This window comes from Bacillus cereus group sp. MYBK108-1 (genome assembly GCF_051917185.1).
Classification (GTDB): Bacteria; Bacillota; Bacilli; order Bacillales; family Bacillaceae_G; genus Bacillus_A; species Bacillus_A cereus.
On record NZ_JBQAHZ010000023.1, the window covers coordinates 1 to 21,576 of the forward strand.

Below are 21,576 nucleotides of genomic sequence, written 5' to 3' on the forward strand. Positions count from 1 at the left end.
GGATTAAATCCTTGAACGAGCGTTAACCTTAAATCCTTCGTAAATTTTGTCATACAAAAAACTGCACCTCCAATTGTTAGACTGTGTCTAACAATTGGGGTGCAGTTCAAAAAGGTTGGCTTTTTCTATTATAATAAGTTGTCTTGACATGTGTACATAACCGTGCGTTAATGAGAATATAGAAAGATAAAATTAGATAAAGGGGTTGCTCATATGTACTTGAATCCAAAACTTTCGTATATGCAGTTTTTTATGGGATTTCTATTTGTTATTACATTCATATTGGCAACTTTTAATATATGTTCTTATCTTGTAGCGATTGTATGTATGGCATTACTTAATCTAACTTTTGTTATTGGAGCATTTCAGCAGAAACAATATACAAGTTTTGTAATAGCACTTGTAATGTCATTTTCCTTTAGTATTGTAGCGATTGTTTTTTATATAAAATAAACCATCTCGATGTCGAGATGGTTTATTTTGTCATGTGTAAAAAGTAAAAAAAGGACGAACACATCGCCCTTTTTACCAAAACATACTCGCGCCAGCAAGTAATGTTGTTACAAGCATAGAAATCAGCATCACATAAACCATAACTTTTTGAGCTTTTTTATGCATCGTTATACCTCCTTGCAAATCAGTACAATTTCATTGTAACGAGAAATGAAATTATGGACAAGGGGAGAGTGAGGACAAAATTCGGGAGGGGATTGCAAAATATAACAGGAAATTTGAGTGTGTATAGAGAATATAGTAAAAGGGTATATTGTTAATTTTTAGTTGGGCAAGCTGAAGAATGGAGATACGATGATGAAAATATACGAAACAGATCGTTTATACTTAAGGGAAATTGATGAGTCGTATGCTGAAACAGTTCTTCAATATTACGACAGAAATCGTGAATTTTTAAAAGCTTGGGAAGAGTATAGACCGGATGATTTTTTTACGCTAGATTATCAAAAGAAAAAGTTGCAAAAGGATAGAAAAGAGTTCGAAGAAGGGAAAATCATCAGACTATGGATTTTTAAAAAGGGTGATGATACGAAAATAATTGGGTGTATTTCATTTAATTTAATCGTTCGTGGCATTTATCAATCTTGTGTACTCAGTTATAAATTAGATAAAGCAGAGTTAAACAAAGGGTATACGACAGAAGCGCTTAGAAAAGCAATTCAAGTTGCTTTTGGGGAATTTCAGTTACATCGTATAGAAGCTCCGATTATGCCTCGTAATTTAGCATCTATACAAGTAGTAACGAAGATAGGTTTTCAATATGAAGGCGTGTCTAGGAAGATGTTAATGGTAAATGGCGTGTGGGAAGATCATATGCGCTGGGTATTGTTAAATGAGTAATAGAAAGCAGATGGTTATCTAGACATGTAAACCATCTGTTTTTTGTCTTGTATTTCGAAACTTTTGCGAAATTCTGTTATAATTAATAGTGTTACATACATAATGGTAGTGCAGGAGGCGCAGTCTTATGATTAATCAAGAACGTTTAGTAAATGAATTTATGGAATTAGTACAAGTAGATTCTGAAACGAAATTTGAAGCAGAAATCTGCAAAGTATTAACGAAGAAATTTACAGATTTAGGTGTAGAAGTATTTGAAGATGACACAATGGCTGTAACTGGTCATGGTGCAGGTAACTTAATTTGTACTTTACCAGCAACAAAAGATGGTGTTGATACAATTTACTTTACTTCTCATATGGATACAGTAGTTCCTGGTAATGGAATTAAGCCTTCTATTAAAGATGGATATATCGTATCAGATGGTACAACAATTTTAGGTGCGGATGATAAAGCTGGATTAGCATCAATGTTCGAAGCAATCCGTGTTTTAAAAGAGAAAAATATCCCTCATGGTAAAATAGAATTTATTATTACAGTCGGAGAAGAATCAGGTCTTGTTGGTGCAAAAGCATTAGACCGTGAGCGTATTACAGCGAAATATGGCTACGCATTAGATAGCGATGGAAAAGTTGGTGAAATCGTTGTTGCAGCTCCAACACAAGCGAAAGTGAACGCAATTATTCGCGGGAAAACAGCTCACGCTGGTGTAGCGCCGGAGAAAGGTGTATCTGCAATTACTATCGCAGCGAAAGCAATTGCGAAGATGCCACTTGGTCGCATTGACTCTGAAACGACTGCAAATATTGGACGTTTTGAAGGTGGTACACAAACGAATATCGTTTGCGATCATGTACAAATCTTTGCAGAAGCTCGTTCTTTAATTAATGAGAAAATGGAAGCACAAGTTGCGAAAATGAAAGAAGCATTTGAAACAACTGCAAAAGAAATGGGCGGTCATGCAGACGTTGAAGTAAACGTTATGTACCCAGGATTTAAATTTGCTGATGGCGATCACGTTGTAGAAGTTGCAAAACGTGCAGCTGAAAAAATTGGTCGTACACCTTCTCTTCACCAAAGTGGTGGCGGAAGTGATGCAAACGTAATTGCAGGACATGGTATCCCAACAGTTAACTTAGCGGTTGGTTATGAAGAAATTCATACAACAAACGAGAAGATTCCTGTTGAAGAATTAGCAAAAACAGCAGAATTAGTTGTTGCAATTATTGAAGAAGTAGCGAAGTAATGGAATAGAAAAAGCGTGTAAATCAATTATGATTTACACGCTTTTTATTTTGATTCGATTGCTTTGACAAGACGTATAAGCGAATATAAGAAAAACTATGGAAGTATATACGTTGTTGCTACATGTACTAGACGAGGGAATAACCTTAACGTATTCATATTGAAAATCGGAAGTAGTAAATAATTAATTGCAATGATTAATATAACTACAAGGAATGTATAGTTGAGTTTATCCCGCTATTTGCCGGACAGTAAGACCCCTACCTCAAAATTCAGCGAAAGTAAAGAAGTTAGGTGGGGGCCCTGCTGCCCGTAAAAGTCCGATTAGTGAGAGTTGATTAAAGTTTCGATTTATATCGATTATAAAAAAGAACAAGTAATTATTATAACTATTGTGCAAAATTTGATATAATAAAAGAACGAACGTTCTGATTAGGGAGTGAGTACTATGCGAGAAATGTATCCGAAAAATGGTCGTGTTATTTTACATGTAGATATGAATTGCTTTTTCGCATCTGTTGAAATTGCTCATGATCCATCATTACAAGGAAAGCCATTAGCGGTTGCTGGAAATGAAAAAGAGAGAAAAGGAATTATTATAACATGTAGTTATGAGGCGAGAGAATACGGAATACGTACGACGATGCCCCTTTGGGAAGCGAAAAGGTTATGCCCGCAATTAGTTGTAAGGCGTCCTAATTTCACATTATATCGCGAAGCTTCATTTCAAATGTTTCAAGTTCTTTCTCGTTTTACAGAAAAGATACAACCAGTCTCAATAGATGAAGGATATTTAGATATTACAGATTGCTACGCACTTGGTTCGCCTCTTGAAATAGCAAAGATGATTCAACAAGCACTATTAACAGAGTTGCAGCTTCCGTGTAGTATCGGAATCGCTCCAAATCTTTTCCTAGCAAAAACAGCTTCTGATATGAAAAAACCTCTCGGTATTACCGTACTTCGAAAACGTGATATTCCAGAAATGATTTGGCCACTTTCAGTTGAAGCAATGCATGGGATTGGAGAAAAAACAGCTGAAAAATTAAATGAAATTCATATACATACAATTGAACAGTTAGCGAAGGGAGACGAGCATATCATTCGCGCTAAAATTGGCAAGCACGGTATTGATTTACAAAAGCGTGCAAAAGGTACGGATGATAGGGAAGTGGATCCGAGTCAAATGGGCCAACATAAAAGTGTCGGTAACTCGATGACTTTTTCAAAGGATATGGATGAAGAGAAAGAATTACTTGATATGTTAGAACGGTTATCAAAATCAGTGAGTAAAAGATTACAAAAGCGAACCCTTGTCAGCTATAATATTCAAATTATGATTAAATACCATGATAGGCGAACAGTAACACGGAGTAAGCAATTGAAAAATGCAATTTGGGAAGAACGCGATATTTTTCAAGCAGCATCCCGTTTATGGAAGCAACATTGGGATGGTGATTCCGTTCGTTTACTAGGTGTTACAGCTACTGAAATAGAGTGGAAGACAGAATCGGTGAAACAATTAGATTTATTTTCATTTGAAGAGGATGCGAAAAAAGAACCACTACTTGCTGTCATTGATCAAATTAACGATAAGTATGGAACACCGATTTTACAACGAGGTAGTCAACTACTACGTAAGCAAGAGAAGTCGTTTCAACAAAAGTTAGAAAATAAGTTTATGTAGAAGGTGTCATGAAGTAGTAAAATCATGACACCTTTCCTAGTTAACTCGCTTCTAAATTTAAAGAAGTCTTCCATCCAGCTCCAGTAACGTCAGATTCTAATAGCATTCTACTTACTATTTTTTCAATTAAGATAGCCGCATTTGTCTTGCAATGTAATGTAGCCTGTATACACACCTTTTGATTAGAATCTACGTCTTCACTATACAACTCTTTTAAACCGATTCCTTCTGTACTTACCATATGCATAAGTAAAAAACGAATATGTGCTTCATTTTCTTCTGAACAAGTAAGGGAAAGTAAGTAGTTCGTTTGTTCTGGTGATTCTTCTTTTGATTTTTTATTCATAAAAAGAGCAATTGGGCGAAGAAGTATATTTGCTAGTAACACGCCGGCTGCACCTAATATAGCTGCAACGAGGAAACCGGCGCCTGTAAGAGTACCGACAGCAGCTGCACACCATAAAGTAGCTGCTGTATTTAGCCCTCTAATACTAAAACCATCGCGGATAATAACGCCACCCCCTAAAAATCCAATACCACTAACGACTTGAGCAGCAATGCGGGATGGGCTAGCATCATGATCAAGCATGACGGATAATAAAACAAATATACAGGCACCAAGTGATACGAGAGCATTTGTCCGTAACCCAGCCATTCGGTGTCTCCATTGTCTTTCCATTCCAATGCAAGCTCCTACAATAATTGCTATAACTAACCTGAATACAATGTCGTACCATACCATCATGGTCACCTCCATATATAATATGTGTTATGTTTTTTAGAATGAGCGGGGGATACCCACTCATTCTTATTTTTACAACCAGCTATGAAACTTTTTAATATAAAGCTTTTTCAGGAATTGTGTTAAAAAAGCGTAGCCTAATAGTATTCCTACTAACCAAGGGAAATAGTTAAGTGGCAATGCTTGTAAACCAACGGCTGCACCAAGTGGTGAGAATGGAATATAAATCCCGATTGCTATAATAAGCATGAATGTAATTAAGAGCCAGCTTACTTTGTTTACACCTTTATCAAAGCTTGTTTCTACACGCTTTCCAATTACCTTATTGGCTAAAGAGCCGAAATACGTATCGGTACTTGTTGAGATGACAACAGCTTTTGCGCTACCACTTACAATATTTGTTCCCATGAAACAAAGGTTTTCCATATCGAGTGGATTGTAATTTTTTTTCATGTTTGTCGGTAAGATATGCTTATTTTCTGTATGGTAGCAGTGTTCGTATTTTTCTACAGGAAGTGCTTCCCCTGTTAAAGAAGATTGATTAACAAATAAATCTTTAGCGGATACAATACGCACATCAGCTGGAACGATATCACCGGCTGAAAGGGAAATGATATTGCCAGGTACAAGTTCCTCAATTGGAATTTCTGTTGTGTAATTTCGATTTAAATTCGTTACATTTTTTGTTTCATGTACAAATCCATTTATTCTAAATACGCTTGCAGTTGTTCGAACCATAGCTTTTAACTTATCGGCAGCTTTTTGAGAACGAAATTCTTGGGAAAACCGAATTGTTGCACTAAGTAGTACCATTGCAGATACGACAATTGTTCCTTGCATATCATCCGTGAAAAAGGAGAGTGCTCCAAGAGCTAATAAAACGAAAATAAATGGATTTTTAAATGCCAACAGAAATTGAATGTACCACGGCGCCATTTTATTATGAGCTATTTCGTTCGGACCATATAAAGAAAGTCTACGAGACGCTTCTTGTTTAGATAATCCATCTTGTGTTGTTTCTAAAAGTTTTAACGCAGAGCTTACATCTTGTGTTGCAACCTCCACTAATAATTCGTTATTTGTTTTCATGCTATCTTGCTCATAAGCATGCTTTGTTTCTTGTCTTTGTAAATTAAACATCGGTAGTTCCTCCTCTGTCATGAAGGAGGAAACAATCTGTTATCTAACTATTTGAAATGGTGAGGAACAGTTTCTTTCCTACCTACATGATGAAATATGAATGTAAAACGTATGGGTATCTGGGCCGAATCATCAATTGCCAACTGTTCCTCACCTCCGTACAATTTAGTAGTTTCTGAATATGCTATGTTTGTTTCATAGTAAGGTGCATATAGACGTAAAAAGACCTTTACTCAAAACGAGTAAAGGTCTGAATTCGCAGCTAAAAGAGTCCACAACAAAGACTGTTAGTAGACATAAATAAAAACAGTTTTTGTGTATGACAAAATACATGCACCTCTCCCTCGTTGAGTTTTAGCACTGTATAGCATAGGTACTGAAACCAGCTACATTAAAAAAGGCCTTCATTCCGACCTTTCCTGTTGACCCATTGGCGTCTCTCGACATTTTTGGGCAGCAGCGTTTCTCTATACAGGAGCCTCACCTAACAGAGACCATATTCAATTACATGTTGAATGTTAGCACTGTAAAATCATAGTGTCAATATCTTTTTATCTGTGTTTTTAAAATATTAAATGGATTTATAATAGATATATGGGATGAAATGTATGATATTGATTATGAATAATATGGAAAATAAATATTTTTATAAAAGGGGAATTTGTAATGGTACCACAAAATTTTATTATAAATATTGAGAATCAAAAATAGAAAACAAATTGTTTCTTTTGCGCTACAAGCAAAAGAATTATTCAATAAATCAAGTGAAAAGATAATTTTAGATGAGTTTGATCAAAGTATGTATACAGACTTTTGGATGGAATATAATCATTTGCTAAATAAGTATAAATAAAAAAGCACTGTAACCAGTGCTTTTTTATTATAGATTACGAGATTGTAGGGTTTTCAAAAATAACAATCTCTGAACTGTTTGTAGTTGAAACGCGTTGGGCGTAATATGTTAAAGCTGAAGAAATATATGCTGGTAACGTATCATTTGTATGTGATGTTGTATATTCATGGATTAATTCCTTTAAAGTTGTCCATTCTAATTGTGCTGGGTGATCAGACACGAAAGAACTTACCCAGCGATCAAATGAAGATGAAAAATCAGTTTGTAAACGAAATACTTCTTTCATAATAAAACGCTCCCTTAAAATGTAGTATAATTATTTTAACACAAAACACGAACGATTGATAAATTTTTTAAGTATAATGTTCGTGTTATATAGTTGTCTAGATGATTGGTTATGTAAATTCAATTTGCCATTTGAAATAACATTCCGTAAGATGAGAGATAGAGTATATTTAGAGCTGGAGGAAAGAAAGTGGAATTTGTATTTTTAGGAACTGGTGCAGGTGTTCCTTCAAAAGGAAGGAACGTTTCAGCAATTGCTTTACAATTGTTAGAAGAACGAGGACAAACTTGGTTATTTGATTGTGGCGAGGCCACGCAACATCAAATATTACATACATCTGTACGTCCGCGCCGCATTGAAAAAATATTTATTACGCATTTACATGGCGATCATATTTTTGGATTGCCTGGTTTATTAGGTAGCCGTTCATTTCAAGGAGGAACTACGCCTTTAACGGTGTATGGACCGAAAGGAATTAAACAATTTATTGAAGTGGCATTATCGGTAAGTACGACACATGTGAAATATCCACTTGAAGTTGTGGAGATAACAGAAGAAGGTACCGTATTTGAAGATAATGAATTTTATGTAGAAACGAAAAGATTGTCACACGGTATAGAATGCTTTGGATATCGTATTGTAGAGAAAGATATACAAGGTGCTCTTTTAGTTGATAAGTTGCTTGAGATGGGTGTGAAACCAGGTCCAATCTTTAAACGTTTAAAAGATGGTGAAGTAGTTGAATTAGAGGATGGCACGATATTAAATGGAAATGAGTTTATCGGCCCACCTCAAAAAGGAAGAATTATTACTATCTTAGGTGATACGCGATATTGCGAAGCGAGTAGGGAGCTTGCGCAAGATGCAGATGTACTTGTCCATGAAGCGACTTTCGCAGCAGAAGATGAGCAACAAGCGTATGATTATTTTCATTCTACATCTAAGCAAGCTGCGAGCATTGCACTTCAGGCAAATGCGAAGCGACTAATATTAACTCACATTAGTTCTCGTTATCAAGGAGATACATATAAGGAATTATTGAAAGAGGCTAGAGAGTTGTTTTCTAATACAGAAATAGCGACAGATTTGAAATCATTCCCAGTAGAAAAATAATAATTTTGTAAAAAATGGTAACGGCGGGTTACCATTTTTTTATGTCTAAAAAAATTTAAAAATAAAACTGTTATTATTTTATACTTATACTTGGATGGTACAGAAAATTAGAATGGTTTGAATATATACGATAAAAATACGAAATAATGATTATTTAGAAAAACTGTTATATAAGTCAGATGACATACAAGTGATACAAATAGCAGAAATGGACTGTTATTCAGAACTTTTAAAATTCAACAAAAGTAAGCGTTTTATAAAAAACAAGCTATAATGAGGGCAGATTATAATTTATGATAAGTCGCATGTATTTTAGTCATTATCGTAACAAGTGAAGTTGACTAAATCATGAGAGAGTAACACGAGAATTATAATAGGAAAGATATTACTATTATTTGTCATAAGTCTTTTTCACTTTTTAGCTAAACGATATGATTAGCAAGTGTAGCTATTGCGAGTTCCTTAGTAGAAGCTTTTTATTAATAAGGTGGTGGAGATTTAATTGGTACACCACTCTTTAAAAGAGTTCAGAACATCAGCAGGTAGTCTAGGCGGAATAGCGGGTGCAAATTTAGTTGCATTAGCAATGGTTATATCACTTGTTTATGCTATGCTTGCAATGGCTTCTGTGTTAAACTTTGGATTGCTACCAGACTTTATTCTGGATCATCTTGTATCATTTTTAAATGAAAATAATGCTAAGATTCTTATGTAGTATGATAACTGGTATTATTTCAGGTTATATTGGATTACTTTTATTCAAAAACTATCCAATTCGTACAGCAGAACAAATTCGTGGTACAACTGGAAAAGCGACAGATGTAGCAACTTAATAGAATAGTAGAATAAATTTTTTCATAGAGGTTTAGGGGGAGTTATGATGAAGTATCGCTCAGTATTTGATATTATCGGTCCAGTTATGATTGGACCATCAAGTTCACATACAGCAGGCGCGGCAAGAATGGGGCAAGTTGCTCGCCAGCTGTTTCGTCATGAACCAGAAAGAGTAAGCATTTCGTTATATGGATCATTTGCAAAGACGTATCGAGGGCATGGTACGGATGTAGCACTAATCGGTGGAATATTAGGATTTGAAACAGATGACTTACGTATTCCAGAGGCGCTAGAAATAGCAAAAGAGCGCGAAATTGAAGTGGAATTCATTGAAGAAGATGCCAATGCACCTCATCCAAATACAGCGAGAATTCGTTTGTATAAAGGTGAAGATGAAATTGAAGTTGTTGCTTGCTCAATTGGTGGCGGTAAAATTGAAGTTGTAGAATTAAACGGATTCGATCTTCAATTATCAGGCACGAGCCCAGCACTACTTATTGTAAATAACGATCGCTTCGGTGCTATTGCAGCGGTAGCTTCAATCCTTGCGAAACATGAGATTAACATTAGTACAATGAGTGTTTCTCGTAAAGAAAAAGGAAGAAGAGCGCTTATGGTCATTGAAACAGATGAATTATTAGCAGATGAAGTAATTGAAGAAATAAAAGCGCAACAAAATATTTGTCAAGTAACTATTATGGAATAATTGCAGGGGGGACACACCATGTTTCGGAACGCAGCGGAACTAGTGGCGCAAGCTAAAGAACAAAATGTAAAAATCGCAGAAATTATGATTCAATGTGAAATGGAAACAAGAAGTATTTCACGTGAAGAAGTAATTGCTGGTATGGAAAAGAACTTAGTCGTGATGGAGCAAGCAGTAGAACGTGGTATTCGCGGCGTGAAATCACCAACTGGTTTAACTGGTGGAGATGCTGTAAAAGTTCAAGCGTATATGAAGAGCGGAAAAGGCTTATCTGGAGATACGATTTTGGATGCAGTAAGCAAAGCTGTTGCAACAAATGAAGTAAACGCAGCGATGGGAATTATTTGTGCAACACCAACAGCAGGTTCTGCTGGAACAGTGCCAGGTGTACTATTTGCACTAAGAGAAAAATTGCAGCCTACACGTGAAGAAATGATTGAATTCTTATTTACAGCAGGAGCTTTCGGTATGGTTGTTGCGAATAACGCTTGTATTTCTGGTGCAGCGGGAGGATGCCAAGCTGAAGTTGGTTCAGCAAGTGGAATGGCGGCTGCAGCCGCAGTTGAGATGGCTGGTGGAACACAAGATCAAGCAGCTACAGCGATGGCAATTTCATTAAAGAACATGCTTGGTTTAGTGTGTGATCCTGTTGCAGGACTTGTAGAAGTACCTTGTGTAAAACGTAATGCAGCAGGAGCTGCGAATGCGATGATTTCAGCAGATTTAGCATTAGCTGGTGTAACGAGTACAATTCCATGTGATGAAGTAATTGAGGCAATGTTTAGAATCGGACAAACGATGCCAGTAGCACTTCGTGAAACAGCAGAAGGTGGACTTGCAGCAACGCCGACTGGTCGTCGCCTGCAAGAAGAGATTTTTGGGAAGAACAATAACTAAGTGTAATTATAGAAAAAGGAGCTCAAATAAACTTGAGCTCCTTTTTCTATTTTTCTTTTGTTAGTTGTTCTAATGTTTTTCCAAGATTATGTGATCGTTTCGTTGCCTGTGTAATACAAGAAATAAGTGCTTGTTGAAATTTATGTTCTTGTAATACTTCAATACCTGCTTCGGTAGTTCCACCAGGAGAAGTAATTTCCTTTCTCAAAATAGAAGGGTGTTTGTCACTTGCTTTTAGCATTTCAGCAGCACCAATCATCGTTTGAAGAATAAGTGATTTTGCAACATCTTCTTTTAAACCGATTTTTTTTGCAGCTTCTTCCATAGCTTCCACTACGTAATAAATATAAGCAGGTCCACTTCCGGATAATGCAGTGACAGCATGCATATCTTCTTCCTCTACAACAGAGACGAGACCAATCGTTTCAAATAAAGATGTTGCAGTGCGAATATGCTCCGCTGTTGCATGTTTTGAAGGGGAGATAGCGGTAGCTGATTTTAAAATGGCTGCGGATGTATTTGGCATTGCACGAATAATTGGAACGTCTTTTTGAAGTAGTTTTCTAATTGAGTCAGTAGAAACACCTGCTAGTAATGAAATAATAAGCACGTTATTATTTATGTATTCTTTAAAAGGGGTAAGCGCCTCTGCAACATCCTTTGGTTTCATTGCTAGAAAAAGAATATTTGCATCAGTAAGTAATTCTTTTTTATTATGAGTACCTTTGACACCGTATTTTTTATGTAGCTCTTGTAATCTTGTCTCGTTAGAACGATTACTTACAGTAATTTGTTCACCTTTAACGACATTTGCATGTAACAAGCCACCAATAATAGCTTCGGCAATAGAGCCTGCACCGAGAAAGGAAATGTTTTGAATAGACATGATGTTCCTCCTTTAATTTTGGTTAGAAATTCTTATAAATGTACATACATTCGTTTTTTTATAGGAAACACCTCTTTTTATCTGAAAATAATGACAAATATATATAGAAGTTGTAAACTGAAGAAGTATTCATTTTTGAACCGGAAAGAGACAGGGGGGCTAAGCATGACGGCGATTCACCGAATGGAGATTCCTGTACCATTTGCAGTGGAAACTGTGAATGTGTTTTTAGTTGAGGGGGAGACATTAACATTAATTGATACAGGGACGAATACAGAAGAGGCAAGGAATGCGTTAGAAAGTCAATTAGGTGCATTAGGACATACGATAGAAGATATTGAAACAGTAGTCATTACGCATCATCATGCAGATCATTGTGGACTTTTAAATATATTTTCTGAGAAGACGAATATTATTGGACATCCTTGGAATGAGCCTTGGATTACACAAAATCCAGAATTTTTAAAGCGGTATCATGAATTTTTTAGAGAGACGGCCTTACAGTTTGGTGTGCCAGCAGCATTTTTGAAAGACGAGTCGTTATTGACGACGAGGACACTTAAATATTCTTGTAATAGATCGTTAACGCATACTGTGAGAGAAGGAGATCGTATTGATTCTTTGCCTGGATTTACAGTACTTGAAACACCAGGTCATGCTTCTACTCATATTTCTTTATATAGAGAATCTGATGGAATATTAATTGGTGGAGATGCTCTCATTAGTCATATTTCTTCGAATCCAATACTAGAACCGCCATATGAAGGGCAAACAGAGCGGGCACGCCCATTACTACAATATAATCAAACATTACAGCGTTTAAGCGAAATGAATATTTCACGCATTTTATCAGGGCATGGGGAAGATGTTCTAAATGTGAAACAACTTATTGAAACGAGATTACAAAAGCAAGAAACACGTGCTTTTAAAGTGCTTGAGTTATTAAAGGAAAAACCAATGACAGCATTTGAAGTATGTGTAAAACTATTTCCGGTATTATATAAAGAACAATTACCACTTACTATTTCAGAAACGGTTGGACAATTGGACTATTTAGCATATAATCAACAAGTGATGATTGATGAGTCATCGCAACAATTGATTTATTATGCAAAGTAGGTGACAGCAATGACAGGACGTTTACAAAATAAAGTAATCGTCATTACAGGTGCTTCTAGTGGGATTGGTGAGCAAGTTGCAATGCAAGTTGCAGCACAGGGAGCGACGCCGGTATTAATGGCTCGAACAGAAGAGAAACTACAAGTGTTAGTAGACAAAATTAAAGAAACTTATAATACGCCTTGCTATTATTATGTATTAGATGTAAGTGAAGAGATGGAAGTACAGTCTGTTTTTTCAAAGGTATTACAAGAAGTGGGACGTATTGATATATTAGTAAACAATGCGGGATTTGGTATTTTTAAAACGTTTGAAGATGCGTCAATGGGTGAAGTAAAAGATATGTTCCAAGTAAATGTATTTGGATTAGTAGCATGTACGAAAGCGGTACTACCTTATATGGTAAACAAGAACGAAGGACATATTATTAATATTGCTTCACTTGCCGGAAAAATTGCAACTCCGAAATCAAGTGCGTATGCAGCAACGAAACATGCTGTATTAGGATTTACGAATAGTTTACGCATGGAATTAGCGAATACAGATATTTATGTTACAGCAATTAATCCAGGTCCGATAGATACAAACTTTTTTGAAATAGCGGATCAATCTGGTACATATGTAAAGAATATGGGACGTTACATGTTAAAACCAACATACGTAGCAGAACAAATCGTAAAGTCGATGCACATGAAAAAACGTGAAGTAAACTTACCGAAGTGGATGGGAATTGGTCCAAAACTTTATGCTTTATTCCCAGGTTTATTTGAACGTGTAGCAGGTAAATCATTAAGTAAAAAATAGGAGATTTCCACATGGAAATCTCCTATTTTTTATTGTTTTCCAGTCACATAATCATAAACAATATCCTCAATCTCCTCGTATAAATCAATTTCAATATTTGAATGAGTCACCGTTTGAATATGTTTCACTAGCATTTCCTGATCTTCTTTTGATATTGGACTGCATTGATATTGCTGAAAACTTTTTATAATCATTTTCTCAATTAATTTTTCGTTCATATTTTTTCCCGCCTGTATGTACGTATGTATTGTTTTATTGTACTTGAAGTGAAATAAAAAAACTACTATGCACTATTTTTGTATAAAAATTCGGTTGAGTATATTATTTTTCTAATAAAATTAAGTTTTTTTAGATTTAAAAATTTATAAATATTTAATTGACTCTATAAATATACAATATTATAATCATACTTAATTTAAAGAATCGATTTGAGGAGGAACTTATGAAAGTCGCAATTATTGGAGCCACTGGATATGGGGGCATTGAATTAATTCGTTTATTAGAACAACATCCATATTTTTCGATAGCATCTCTTCATTCTTTTTCGCAAGTTGGTGAGTGTATAACAAATGTATATCCGCATCTTCGAAATGTTCTCGTTCATACGTTACAAGAAATTGATGTGAAGACAATAGGGAAAGAAGCAGAAATCGTATTTCTAGCAACCCCAGCAGGAATATCGGCGGAGTTAACGCCCAAGTTAGTAGCAGAAGGTTTAAAAGTAATTGACCTATCTGGAGACTTTCGTATGATAGATCCTTCGTCATATGAACTGTGGTATAAAAGGCCAGCAGCGAAAGAAGAAATTCTTAGAAAAGCAGTGTATGGGTTAAGTGAATGGAAAAGGACTGAGATTCAAAAAGCAAATTTAATTGCAAACCCAGGATGTTTTGCTACAGCCACATTGCTAGCGATAGCGCCGTTAATACGTAGTAGCATGATTGAAGAAGATTCGATTATTATTGATGCGAAATCAGGGGTATCAGGAGCAGGAAAAACACCAACAACAATGACTCATTTTCCTGAGCTATACGATAACTTACATATCTATAAAGTAAACCAGCATCAGCACGTTCCAGAGATTGAGCAAATGCTTACAGAATGGAATAGTGAATCACAGCCAATTACATTTAGCACACATTTAATACCGATATCACGAGGAATTATGATTACACTTTATGCAAAAGTAAAACAAAAGATGGAAATAAAGCAACTTCAAAAATTGTATGAAGAAACGTATGAACAATCGCCTTTCATCCGAATTTGTACGCAAGGGAAATTTCCAAGTCCAAAAGAAGTGAGAGGCTCAAATTATTGTGATATTGGCATAGCTTACGATGAAAGAACTGAAAGAGTTACGGTCGTTTCTGTTATAGACAATATGACGAAAGGCGCGGCTGGGCAAGCGATTCAAAATGCAAACATAATAGCGGGACTAGAAGAGACAACAGGTTTACAACATATGCCGCTTTATCTATGAGGGGGACATGATGATTAAAGTAGCGTCTATTACAAAATTAGAAAATGGTTCAATTGTAACGCCTAAAGGCTTTTCGGCAATTGGTACTGTAAATGGTCTGAAAAAGGAGAAAAAGGATTTAGGGGCAATCGTTTGTGACGTACCAGCATCATGTGCCGCTGTGTATACAACGAATCAAATACAAGCAGCCCCTTTGCAAGTAACGAAGGATAGTATAACGGCAGAAGGGAAGTTACAAGCAATTATCGTTAATAGTGGAAATGCAAATGCTTGTACTGGAATGCAAGGATTACAAGACGCATACGAGATGCGCGCGTTAGGGGCGGAACATTTTGGAGTGAAAGAAAATTACGTTGCAGTAGCTTCAACAGGTGTAATTGGTGTTCCACTGCCGATGGATATAATCCGAAAGGGGATTGCAACTCTTATACCGACGAAGGAAGAAAGTGAAGCATATTCTTTTTCTGAAGCAATTTTAACGACGGATCTTATCACGAAAGAAACTTGCTATGAAATGATTATTGATGGGAAGAAAGTGGCGATTGCGGGTGTTGCAAAGGGTTCAGGGATGATTCATCCGAATATGGCAACGATGCTTAGTTTTATTACGACAGATGCTCATATAGAGCGTGACGTATTGCAAACAGCATTATCCCAAATTACGAATCATACATTTAATCAAATTACGGTAGATGGAGATACTTCTACGAATGATATGGTCATCGTTATGGCAAGTGGATTATCAGAAACAAGCCCGATAAATATGGAACATACAGATTGGGAAACTTTCGTATGTACTTTACAGAAGGTATGTGAAGATTTAGCAAAAAAAATTGCGCAAGATGGTGAAGGCGCTACGAAGTTAATAGAAGTAAATGTGCTAGGAGCTCAAACGAATGAAGAGGCAAAAAAAATTGCAAAGCAAATAGTCGGTTCGAGTCTTGTGAAAACAGCAATACATGGTGAAGACCCAAACTGGGGGCGAATTATTAGCAGTATTGGACAAAGTGAAGTAGTTATTAATCCGAACACAATTGACATTACTCTTCAATCTATATCGGTATTAAAAAATAGTGAGCCTCAAATATTTTCTGAAGAAGAAATGAAAGAGAGATTACAAGAAGATGAAATAGTCATTAATGTGTACTTACACTTAGGTGAAGAGACAGGATCAGCTTGGGGCTGTGACTTAAGCTATGAATATGTGAAAATAAATGCTTGTTATCGTACATAAGGAGAGAGAAGATGAGCGATTATATTGTAGTGAAATGCGGCGGTAGTATGTTGAATCAATTAAATGATGTGTTTTTTGAATGTATAAAGAAATTGAAACAGAAGTATAAAGTAGTGATTGTTCATGGTGGTGGACCAGAAATTGATGCCAAATTAAAAGATTGTAACATCAACGTAGAAAAAAGAGATGGATTACGGATAACACCAAAAGAAGTTATGGATGTTGTTCAAATGGTGCTATGCGGAAGTACGAATAAAAAATTCGTAATGAATTTACAAAAGCATAATTTACTTGCTGTAGGTTGTTCAGGGTGTGACGGCAATTTACTTCAAGTTCAACCTGTCAGCGAGGAGATAGGATATGTGGGAGAAGTAAGTTATGTAGAAACAGCCTTATTAAAAGGATTAATAAATATGGGGTATATTCCTGTTATTGCTCCAATCGGGGTAAATAGTAATGAAATTTATAACATAAATGCGGACAATGCTGCAGCTGGGATTGCGGCCGCGTTAGGGGCAAAAGAGCTGATTTTTATTACGGATGTAGATGGAATATTACATGAAGGGAATTTGGTAAAGGAAACGGATGAATCTGAAATTGCTACTTTTATAGAAACAGGTGTTATTACAGGTGGGATGATTCCGAAAGTACAGGCGGCACTAGCATCATTAAAAATGGGAGTGCAAAAGATAAGTATTGTGAATGGTACAAAAGATTTTACTGAGGTTACGGGAGAGTGTATTGGAACGACGGTAACGAAAGGCGTGAGTATTGCATGACGAGTCATCTTTTTCAAACGTATGGCAGAAGAACTATTGAGTTTGTAAAGGGAACTGGAACGAAAGTTATTGATAATAACGGTAAGGAATATTTAGATTTCACATCAGGAATTGGCGTATGTAATTTAGGACATTGTCACCCTACTGTTCTCAAAGGTGTACAAGAGCAACTTGATGATATATGGCATATATCTAACCTGTTTACAAACAGCTTACAAGAAGAAGTTGCGTCATTATTAACAGAAAATAGAGCATTAGATTATGTGTTTTTCTGTAATAGTGGGGCAGAGGCAAATGAAGCGGCTTTAAAGTTAGCACGTAAGCATACTGGAAAATCTCTCGTCGTAACATGCCAGCAGTCTTTTCACGGTAGAACATTTGGAACGATGAGTGCAACAGGCCAAGATAAGGTAAAAGAAGGATTTGGTCCATTACTTCCATCTTTTTTACATATCCCTTTTAATGATATTAAAGCATTAGAGGAAGTAATGAATGAAGAAGTTGCGGCGGTAATGGTAGAAGTTGTTCAAGGAGAGGGAGGAGTAATACCTGCCGATCTATCTTTTTTGAAAGAGATTGAAACATTATGTAATAAGTTCGGTTCCTTATTTATTATAGACGAAGTACAAACGGGGATAGGAAGAACTGGAACACTATTCGCTTATGAACAAGTGCGAATAGAGCCTGATATCGTTACCGTTGCAAAGGCACTTGGGAATGGGGTTCCTGTCGGAGCGATGATTGGCCGGAAAGAGCTCGGAACGTCGTTTACTGCAGGATCACACGGTTCAACTTTTGGCGGGAATTACATCGCGATGGCTGCAGCGAAAGAAGTATTGCAAGTGAGTAAAAAACCATCGTTTTTAAAAGAAGTACAAGAAAAGGGCGAGTACGTATTAGAGAAGTTGCAAGAGGAATTACAGCATGTCGAATGTATTCAAAATATACGTGGTAAGGGGCTTATGATTGGGATTGAGTGTAAGCATGAAGTTGCAAGTTTTATAGAACAACTAGAAAACGAAGGGCTTCTCGTATTACAAGCAGGCCCTAATGTTATAAGACTATTACCGCCACTCATTGTCACGAATGAAGAGTTAGAACAGGCAGTATATATAATAAAAAAAGTAGTTTGTACAAAAAACGTATCAATCATATAAGGGGGAAGTTTCATGTCAACTGTACAAGTACCGAAATTAAATACGAAAGATCTTTTAACACTAGAAGAATTAACGAAAGAAGAAATTATTTCTTTAATTGAGTTCGCTATATATTTAAAAAAGAATAAGCAAGAGCCTTTATTACAAGGCAAAATATTAGGGCTTATTTTTGATAAGCATTCAACTCGTACTCGTGTATCTTTTGAAGCGGGAATGGTACAACTCGGGGGACATGGTATGTTTTTAAGTGGAAAAGAGATGCAAATGGGAAGAGGAGAAACTGTTTCAGATACTGCGAAAGTATTATCGCAGTATATTGACGGGATTATGATACGTACATTCTCGCACGCGGATGTAGAAGAGCTTGCAAAAGAATCGAGTATTCCTGTTATTAACGGTTTAACGGATGATCATCATCCTTGTCAAGCATTGGCAGACCTCATGACAATATATGAAGAAACAAATACATTTAAAGGAATAAAATTGGCTTACGTAGGTGACGGAAATAATGTATGTCATTCATTGTTGCTAGCGAGTGCAAAAGTCGGAATGCATATGACTGTTGCAACGCCTGTAGGATATGAACCGAATGAAGAGATTGTAAAAAAAGCGTTAGCGATTGCCAAGGAAACAGGAGCTGAGATTGAAGTTTTGCATAATCCTGAATTAGCGGTGAATGAAGCAGATTTCATTTATACTGACGTTTGGATGAGCATGGGGCAAGAGGGCGAAGAAGAGAAATATACTTTATTTCAACCTTACCAAATCAATAACGAACTTGTTAAGCATGCGAAGCAAACATATCGTTTCTTACACTGTTTACCTGCCCATCGTGAAGAAGAAGTAACAGGAGAAATTATAGATGGACCGCAGTCTATCGTCTTTGAGCAAGCTGGTAATCGATTGCATGCTCAAAAAGCGTTATTAGTGAGTTTATTTAAAAATATAGAAGAGCCTTCCTAAAAGGGAGGTTTTTTTATATTAAAATGTCATATGTATATTTAGTTAACCATTTCGATATCATTTATAATAAAAGAGAAAACTAAATTTGTTTTTCAGAGTGTGTAAGGACATACTACATATAAAAATATAGTTAAAGAGATGATGAGGGTGAAAACAACTAAGAAAACATATTCGTTTTTTCAGCGGATGTGGAGAATATTAAAGTTTCAATATTATAAGTTGCTTCGATCGCCAGAAGGCGCAAAGAAAGTATCGTTAGGGTTTGCTATAGGATTCGGCTTAGAAATGTTAGTCATTTATACGGCATCGCTCGTATATGTAATATTTTATCCAATCGTCAGGTTAGCAAAGGGATCTTTTCCTGCGGCAGTTATTGGCAATATTATTGGGAAAATATCGTTTCTCCCAGTATTTTTATTTCCGCTTGCGTATGCGCTAGGAAAAATGATTTATCCATTTCATGTACAGAAAATTCATCATGAACCATTTACGATATCGGACTTGTTTTCAAGTCACATTTTTACGATATTAAAGAGCTTATTACAAAGTGAAGTGTATGTATTAATTGGAATGACGATTTTAGGAGTTGTGTTTGGTCTCATTTCGTATTTCGTTGTGCATTATTTATACGAAAAGAACCGTAAGTTACGCTTGAAGAAAAGGAAGAAACGAGTGAGAGAACCACTTGTACAATTATAAACAATGTCACATCCATTTTCTCCTTTGAATATGTTTAAGAAAAAGGAGGAGAGGATAATGTATTATTATTACGTACCTCAAGTATATCCATATGTAAATTATTATCCGGTTTATGATACGAGTAGACAATACGAATTATATCGGCAACAACAATTACAGCAATTATCACAAATACCACAATTACCACAACAACAGCCTACACAGGAAAAAAAACCATATTTAACAACATGGCCATATTCCAATGTGTACTATGGTAACTATTACGAATCATAAAGCTGCTTCTATTTAGAAGCAGCTTTATACGTTTGTTTTCAAAATTAAATTTTGAATGGTTTGAAGAGAATGAATGAGCTTTTCGCGCTCTTCCTCAGATAATGTTTGGAAATTTTCTTTTAGTTTGTCTAAAATGAATTGCTGATACTGATTTACTAATAATTTCCCTTCAGCTGTTAGGGAAATTAAAATGACCCGTCGATCTTTTTCGCTATAATGACGCTCTATTAGTTCTTCTTGAATAAGTTTGTTTAATAGAGGTGTCATGTTAGGCCGTGAAATCGCTAGCCGCTTGCCGATTTCGGAAACTGCTAATGTGCCGTTTTCATGCAAAAGCAGTAATACTTGTGTATGTGATGGCGGCATATGTCTTTGAGAAGAAAATTCTCCAGGAAGCATAAATTTGCGATAAAAAAGAGGCACTAGCGAAAGAAGATGATCAACAATACGTTCCCACTCGCGTGATTCCATATAAAGGCCCCCTTCCACTCTCATTGTAACAAAAAAGACATGTTATAAAAATAGAATTGTTTCATGGGAATTTTAATATTTGTAGGCCAATACTTTTTTTGTAAATGAATCGGCAATAATCGTATAGCCTTTATCATTTGGGTGTACTTGGTCAAAGAGCAATTCTTTTTTATCATTCGATATTAATTTACGAATTGGCAAAACGATAGATGGTTGATTCACTTTTGCAATGGAATAAACGGATTCATTCCAGCCGTCTAAAAACATATCTGCATAACTTGCGATGGAGTCATCGAGTTGTAACGGGTTATAGAGTTCAGAAAGAATGAGTAAAGCATCCGGATTTTGATCTCGGACTGTCTTTACAATATTTTTTACATCCGCTTCAAAATGAGCTTTTTCTGTATTTAACATTTTAATACCGTCTATAACACCGACATCACGATTTAAGCGAAATAAATTATTTCCCCCAATATTAATTGTAATGATATTTGCTGCTCTAATTTTTTGCTTTACATCTTCTGATTGAACTTTTTTAGCGAGACGATCTGTTGTAAGACCGTTTATCCCGAGGTTTTCTACTGTAATTGGTTTATGAATTTGTGCTTCTATTTGTTTAGAGGCTAATTCAGCAAATCCACCTTGTGTTGATCCATATCCTTTGGCGAGCGAATCACCTAGTACGAGATGATAAAAGGAATCGTTTGTTTGCTTATCAATCCAACTTGGAGTAGATGTTTTTTCTGTTTTTTCTTCGGGTTCATTTTGTTTTGTCTCGTCGTTCTTTTCAAAATAAGAATAAGAAATGATCAGAAGGAGGAGACAAACAATTGTTAAGATGACTTTTTTCATAAA

General features: G+C 35.9%; 25 protein-coding genes, 1 pseudogene and 1 riboswitch. Of the genes and pseudogenes, 18 read left to right on the plus strand and 8 right to left on the minus strand.

Annotated features, from left to right (window positions below; all coding sequences use genetic code 11):
* Window positions 1-213: 213 nt before the first annotated feature.
* Window positions 214-453, plus strand: a complete 240-nt coding sequence (locus ACTFSL_RS23975) for a DUF3894 domain-containing protein (RefSeq protein ID WP_000281167.1) — start codon at window positions 214-216, stop codon at window positions 451-453.
* A gap of 72 nt (window positions 454-525) precedes the next feature.
* Here the strand turns inward: ACTFSL_RS23975 and prli42 are convergent, their stop codons facing one another.
* Window positions 526-618, minus strand: a complete 93-nt coding sequence (prli42, locus tag ACTFSL_RS23980) for a stressosome-associated protein Prli42 (RefSeq protein WP_000549040.1) — start codon at window positions 616-618, stop codon at window positions 526-528.
* A 189-nt stretch (window positions 619-807) separates the two neighbouring features.
* On the opposite strand from prli42, the gene ACTFSL_RS23985 reads away from it, so the two are divergent.
* From ACTFSL_RS23985 to ACTFSL_RS23995, 3 genes are all read left to right on the plus strand, one after another.
* On the plus strand, window positions 808-1,353 hold the full coding sequence (locus tag ACTFSL_RS23985; protein WP_001987197.1) for a GNAT family N-acetyltransferase: 546 nt from the start codon (window positions 808-810) through the stop codon (window positions 1,351-1,353).
* Between the two features lie 127 nt (window positions 1,354-1,480).
* Window positions 1,481-2,599 carry a tripeptidase T gene (locus ACTFSL_RS23990; RefSeq protein ID WP_000609803.1) on the plus strand — a complete coding sequence of 373 codons (1,119 nt, stop codon included), beginning with the start codon at window positions 1,481-1,483 and terminating at the stop codon, window positions 2,597-2,599.
* A gap of 447 nt (window positions 2,600-3,046) precedes the next feature.
* Window positions 3,047-4,285, plus strand: coding sequence for a DNA polymerase IV (locus ACTFSL_RS23995; protein WP_001208858.1), 1,239 nt, complete (start codon window positions 3,047-3,049; stop codon window positions 4,283-4,285).
* A 40-nt stretch (window positions 4,286-4,325) separates the two neighbouring features.
* On the opposite strand, the gene ACTFSL_RS24000 is transcribed toward ACTFSL_RS23995, so the two are convergent.
* Together ACTFSL_RS24000 and ACTFSL_RS24005 are read right to left on the minus strand one after the other, a co-directional pair.
* On the minus strand, window positions 4,326-5,027 hold the full coding sequence (locus ACTFSL_RS24000; protein ID WP_440042513.1) for an MgtC/SapB family protein: 702 nt from the start codon (window positions 5,025-5,027) through the stop codon (window positions 4,326-4,328).
* Between the two features lie 72 nt (window positions 5,028-5,099).
* Complete coding sequence (locus ACTFSL_RS24005) at window positions 5,100-6,167, minus strand: P-type ATPase (RefSeq protein WP_440042514.1); 1,068 nt, start codon at window positions 6,165-6,167, stop codon at window positions 5,100-5,102.
* 331 nt (window positions 6,168-6,498) lie between these two features.
* Window positions 6,499-6,666, minus strand: a riboswitch (M-box (ykoK) riboswitch).
* A gap of 210 nt (window positions 6,667-6,876) precedes the next feature.
* Here ACTFSL_RS24005 and ACTFSL_RS24010 point away from each other — a divergent pair.
* A pseudogene (locus tag ACTFSL_RS24010) lies at window positions 6,877-7,020 on the plus strand (DNA polymerase IV); the annotation flags it as partial.
* 34 nt (window positions 7,021-7,054) lie between these two features.
* Here ACTFSL_RS24010 and ACTFSL_RS24015 read toward each other — a convergent pair.
* On the minus strand, window positions 7,055-7,306 hold the full coding sequence (locus tag ACTFSL_RS24015; protein WP_000665709.1) for a DUF3932 family protein: 252 nt from the start codon (window positions 7,304-7,306) through the stop codon (window positions 7,055-7,057).
* Window positions 7,307-7,495: 189 nt separating this feature from the next.
* Between ACTFSL_RS24015 and rnz the strand changes: the two genes are divergently transcribed.
* The 4 genes from rnz (at window position 7,496) to sdaAA (ending at window position 10,856) form a co-directional block, all read left to right on the plus strand.
* Complete coding sequence (gene rnz / locus ACTFSL_RS24020; RefSeq protein WP_000397455.1) at window positions 7,496-8,419, plus strand: ribonuclease Z; 924 nt, start codon at window positions 7,496-7,498, stop codon at window positions 8,417-8,419.
* Window positions 8,420-8,921: 502 nt separating this feature from the next.
* Window positions 8,922-9,134, plus strand: a complete 213-nt coding sequence (locus ACTFSL_RS24025) for a hypothetical protein (RefSeq protein ID WP_000233385.1) — start codon at window positions 8,922-8,924, stop codon at window positions 9,132-9,134.
* 165 nt (window positions 9,135-9,299) lie between these two features.
* Window positions 9,300-9,959: an L-serine ammonia-lyase, iron-sulfur-dependent subunit beta gene (gene sdaAB, locus ACTFSL_RS24030; RefSeq protein WP_000877445.1), complete on the plus strand. Its 660-nt coding sequence runs from the start codon at window positions 9,300-9,302 to the stop codon at window positions 9,957-9,959.
* A gap of 18 nt (window positions 9,960-9,977) precedes the next feature.
* Entirely contained in the window at window positions 9,978-10,856 is an 879-nt protein-coding gene (gene sdaAA, locus ACTFSL_RS24035) for an L-serine ammonia-lyase, iron-sulfur-dependent, subunit alpha (RefSeq protein WP_000489461.1), read from the plus strand.
* Window positions 10,857-10,902: 46 nt separating this feature from the next.
* On the opposite strand, the gene proI is transcribed toward sdaAA, so the two are convergent.
* Complete coding sequence (gene proI, locus ACTFSL_RS24040) at window positions 10,903-11,742, minus strand: pyrroline-5-carboxylate reductase ProI (protein ID WP_000027249.1); 840 nt, start codon at window positions 11,740-11,742, stop codon at window positions 10,903-10,905.
* A 165-nt stretch (window positions 11,743-11,907) separates the two neighbouring features.
* On the opposite strand from proI, the gene ACTFSL_RS24045 reads away from it, so the two are divergent.
* Together ACTFSL_RS24045 and ACTFSL_RS24050 are read left to right on the plus strand one after the other, a co-directional pair.
* The gene (locus ACTFSL_RS24045; protein ID WP_000125119.1) at window positions 11,908-12,861 is read left to right on the plus strand and encodes an MBL fold metallo-hydrolase; all 954 of its coding nucleotides are present in this window, start codon (window positions 11,908-11,910) and stop codon (window positions 12,859-12,861) included.
* Between the two features lie 9 nt (window positions 12,862-12,870).
* Window positions 12,871-13,665, plus strand: a complete 795-nt coding sequence (locus ACTFSL_RS24050; RefSeq protein WP_440042516.1) for an SDR family NAD(P)-dependent oxidoreductase — start codon at window positions 12,871-12,873, stop codon at window positions 13,663-13,665.
* Between the two features lie 29 nt (window positions 13,666-13,694).
* Here the strand turns inward: ACTFSL_RS24050 and ACTFSL_RS24055 are convergent, their stop codons facing one another.
* Window positions 13,695-13,883 (minus strand): YqzH family protein, encoded by a 189-nt coding sequence (locus ACTFSL_RS24055; protein ID WP_001003222.1) that lies wholly within the window; start codon window positions 13,881-13,883, stop codon window positions 13,695-13,697.
* Window positions 13,884-14,107: 224 nt separating this feature from the next.
* Here ACTFSL_RS24055 and argC point away from each other — a divergent pair, with 224 nt between their 5' ends.
* The 7 genes from argC to ACTFSL_RS24090 all read left to right on the plus strand — a co-directional run bounded on the left by argC (window position 14,108) and on the right by ACTFSL_RS24090 (window position 20,250).
* Complete coding sequence (gene argC, locus ACTFSL_RS24060) at window positions 14,108-15,145, plus strand: N-acetyl-gamma-glutamyl-phosphate reductase (RefSeq protein ID WP_440042518.1); 1,038 nt, start codon at window positions 14,108-14,110, stop codon at window positions 15,143-15,145.
* Window positions 15,146-15,155: 10 nt separating this feature from the next.
* A complete protein-coding gene (argJ, locus tag ACTFSL_RS24065; protein WP_000598396.1) occupies window positions 15,156-16,379 on the plus strand; it encodes a bifunctional glutamate N-acetyltransferase/amino-acid acetyltransferase ArgJ in 1,224 nt (407 codons plus the stop codon).
* Window positions 16,380-16,390: 11 nt separating this feature from the next.
* Window positions 16,391-17,158 (plus strand): acetylglutamate kinase, encoded by a 768-nt coding sequence (gene argB / locus ACTFSL_RS24070; protein ID WP_135277457.1) that lies wholly within the window; start codon window positions 16,391-16,393, stop codon window positions 17,156-17,158.
* The gene (locus tag ACTFSL_RS24075) at window positions 17,155-18,315 is read left to right on the plus strand and encodes an acetylornithine transaminase (protein WP_065211843.1); all 1,161 of its coding nucleotides are present in this window, start codon (window positions 17,155-17,157) and stop codon (window positions 18,313-18,315) included. Before argB ends, ACTFSL_RS24075 begins: the two co-directional genes overlap by 4 nt.
* A gap of 12 nt (window positions 18,316-18,327) precedes the next feature.
* Window positions 18,328-19,278, plus strand: a complete 951-nt coding sequence (gene argF, locus ACTFSL_RS24080; protein WP_119683904.1) for an ornithine carbamoyltransferase — start codon at window positions 18,328-18,330, stop codon at window positions 19,276-19,278.
* Window positions 19,279-19,416: 138 nt separating this feature from the next.
* Complete coding sequence (locus ACTFSL_RS24085) at window positions 19,417-19,977, plus strand: DUF2062 domain-containing protein (protein ID WP_002005691.1); 561 nt, start codon at window positions 19,417-19,419, stop codon at window positions 19,975-19,977.
* 57 nt (window positions 19,978-20,034) lie between these two features.
* Window positions 20,035-20,250, plus strand: a complete 216-nt coding sequence (locus ACTFSL_RS24090; RefSeq protein WP_000291956.1) for a hypothetical protein — start codon at window positions 20,035-20,037, stop codon at window positions 20,248-20,250.
* Between the two features lie 24 nt (window positions 20,251-20,274).
* On the opposite strand, the gene ACTFSL_RS24095 is transcribed toward ACTFSL_RS24090, so the two are convergent.
* Window positions 20,275-20,721, minus strand: coding sequence for a MarR family winged helix-turn-helix transcriptional regulator (locus tag ACTFSL_RS24095; protein WP_000445819.1), 447 nt, complete (start codon window positions 20,719-20,721; stop codon window positions 20,275-20,277).
* A 72-nt stretch (window positions 20,722-20,793) separates the two neighbouring features.
* On the minus strand, window positions 20,794-21,573 hold the full coding sequence (locus ACTFSL_RS24100; protein WP_119683901.1) for a GDSL-type esterase/lipase family protein: 780 nt from the start codon (window positions 21,571-21,573) through the stop codon (window positions 20,794-20,796).
* Between the last annotated feature and the right edge of the window lie 3 nt (window positions 21,574-21,576).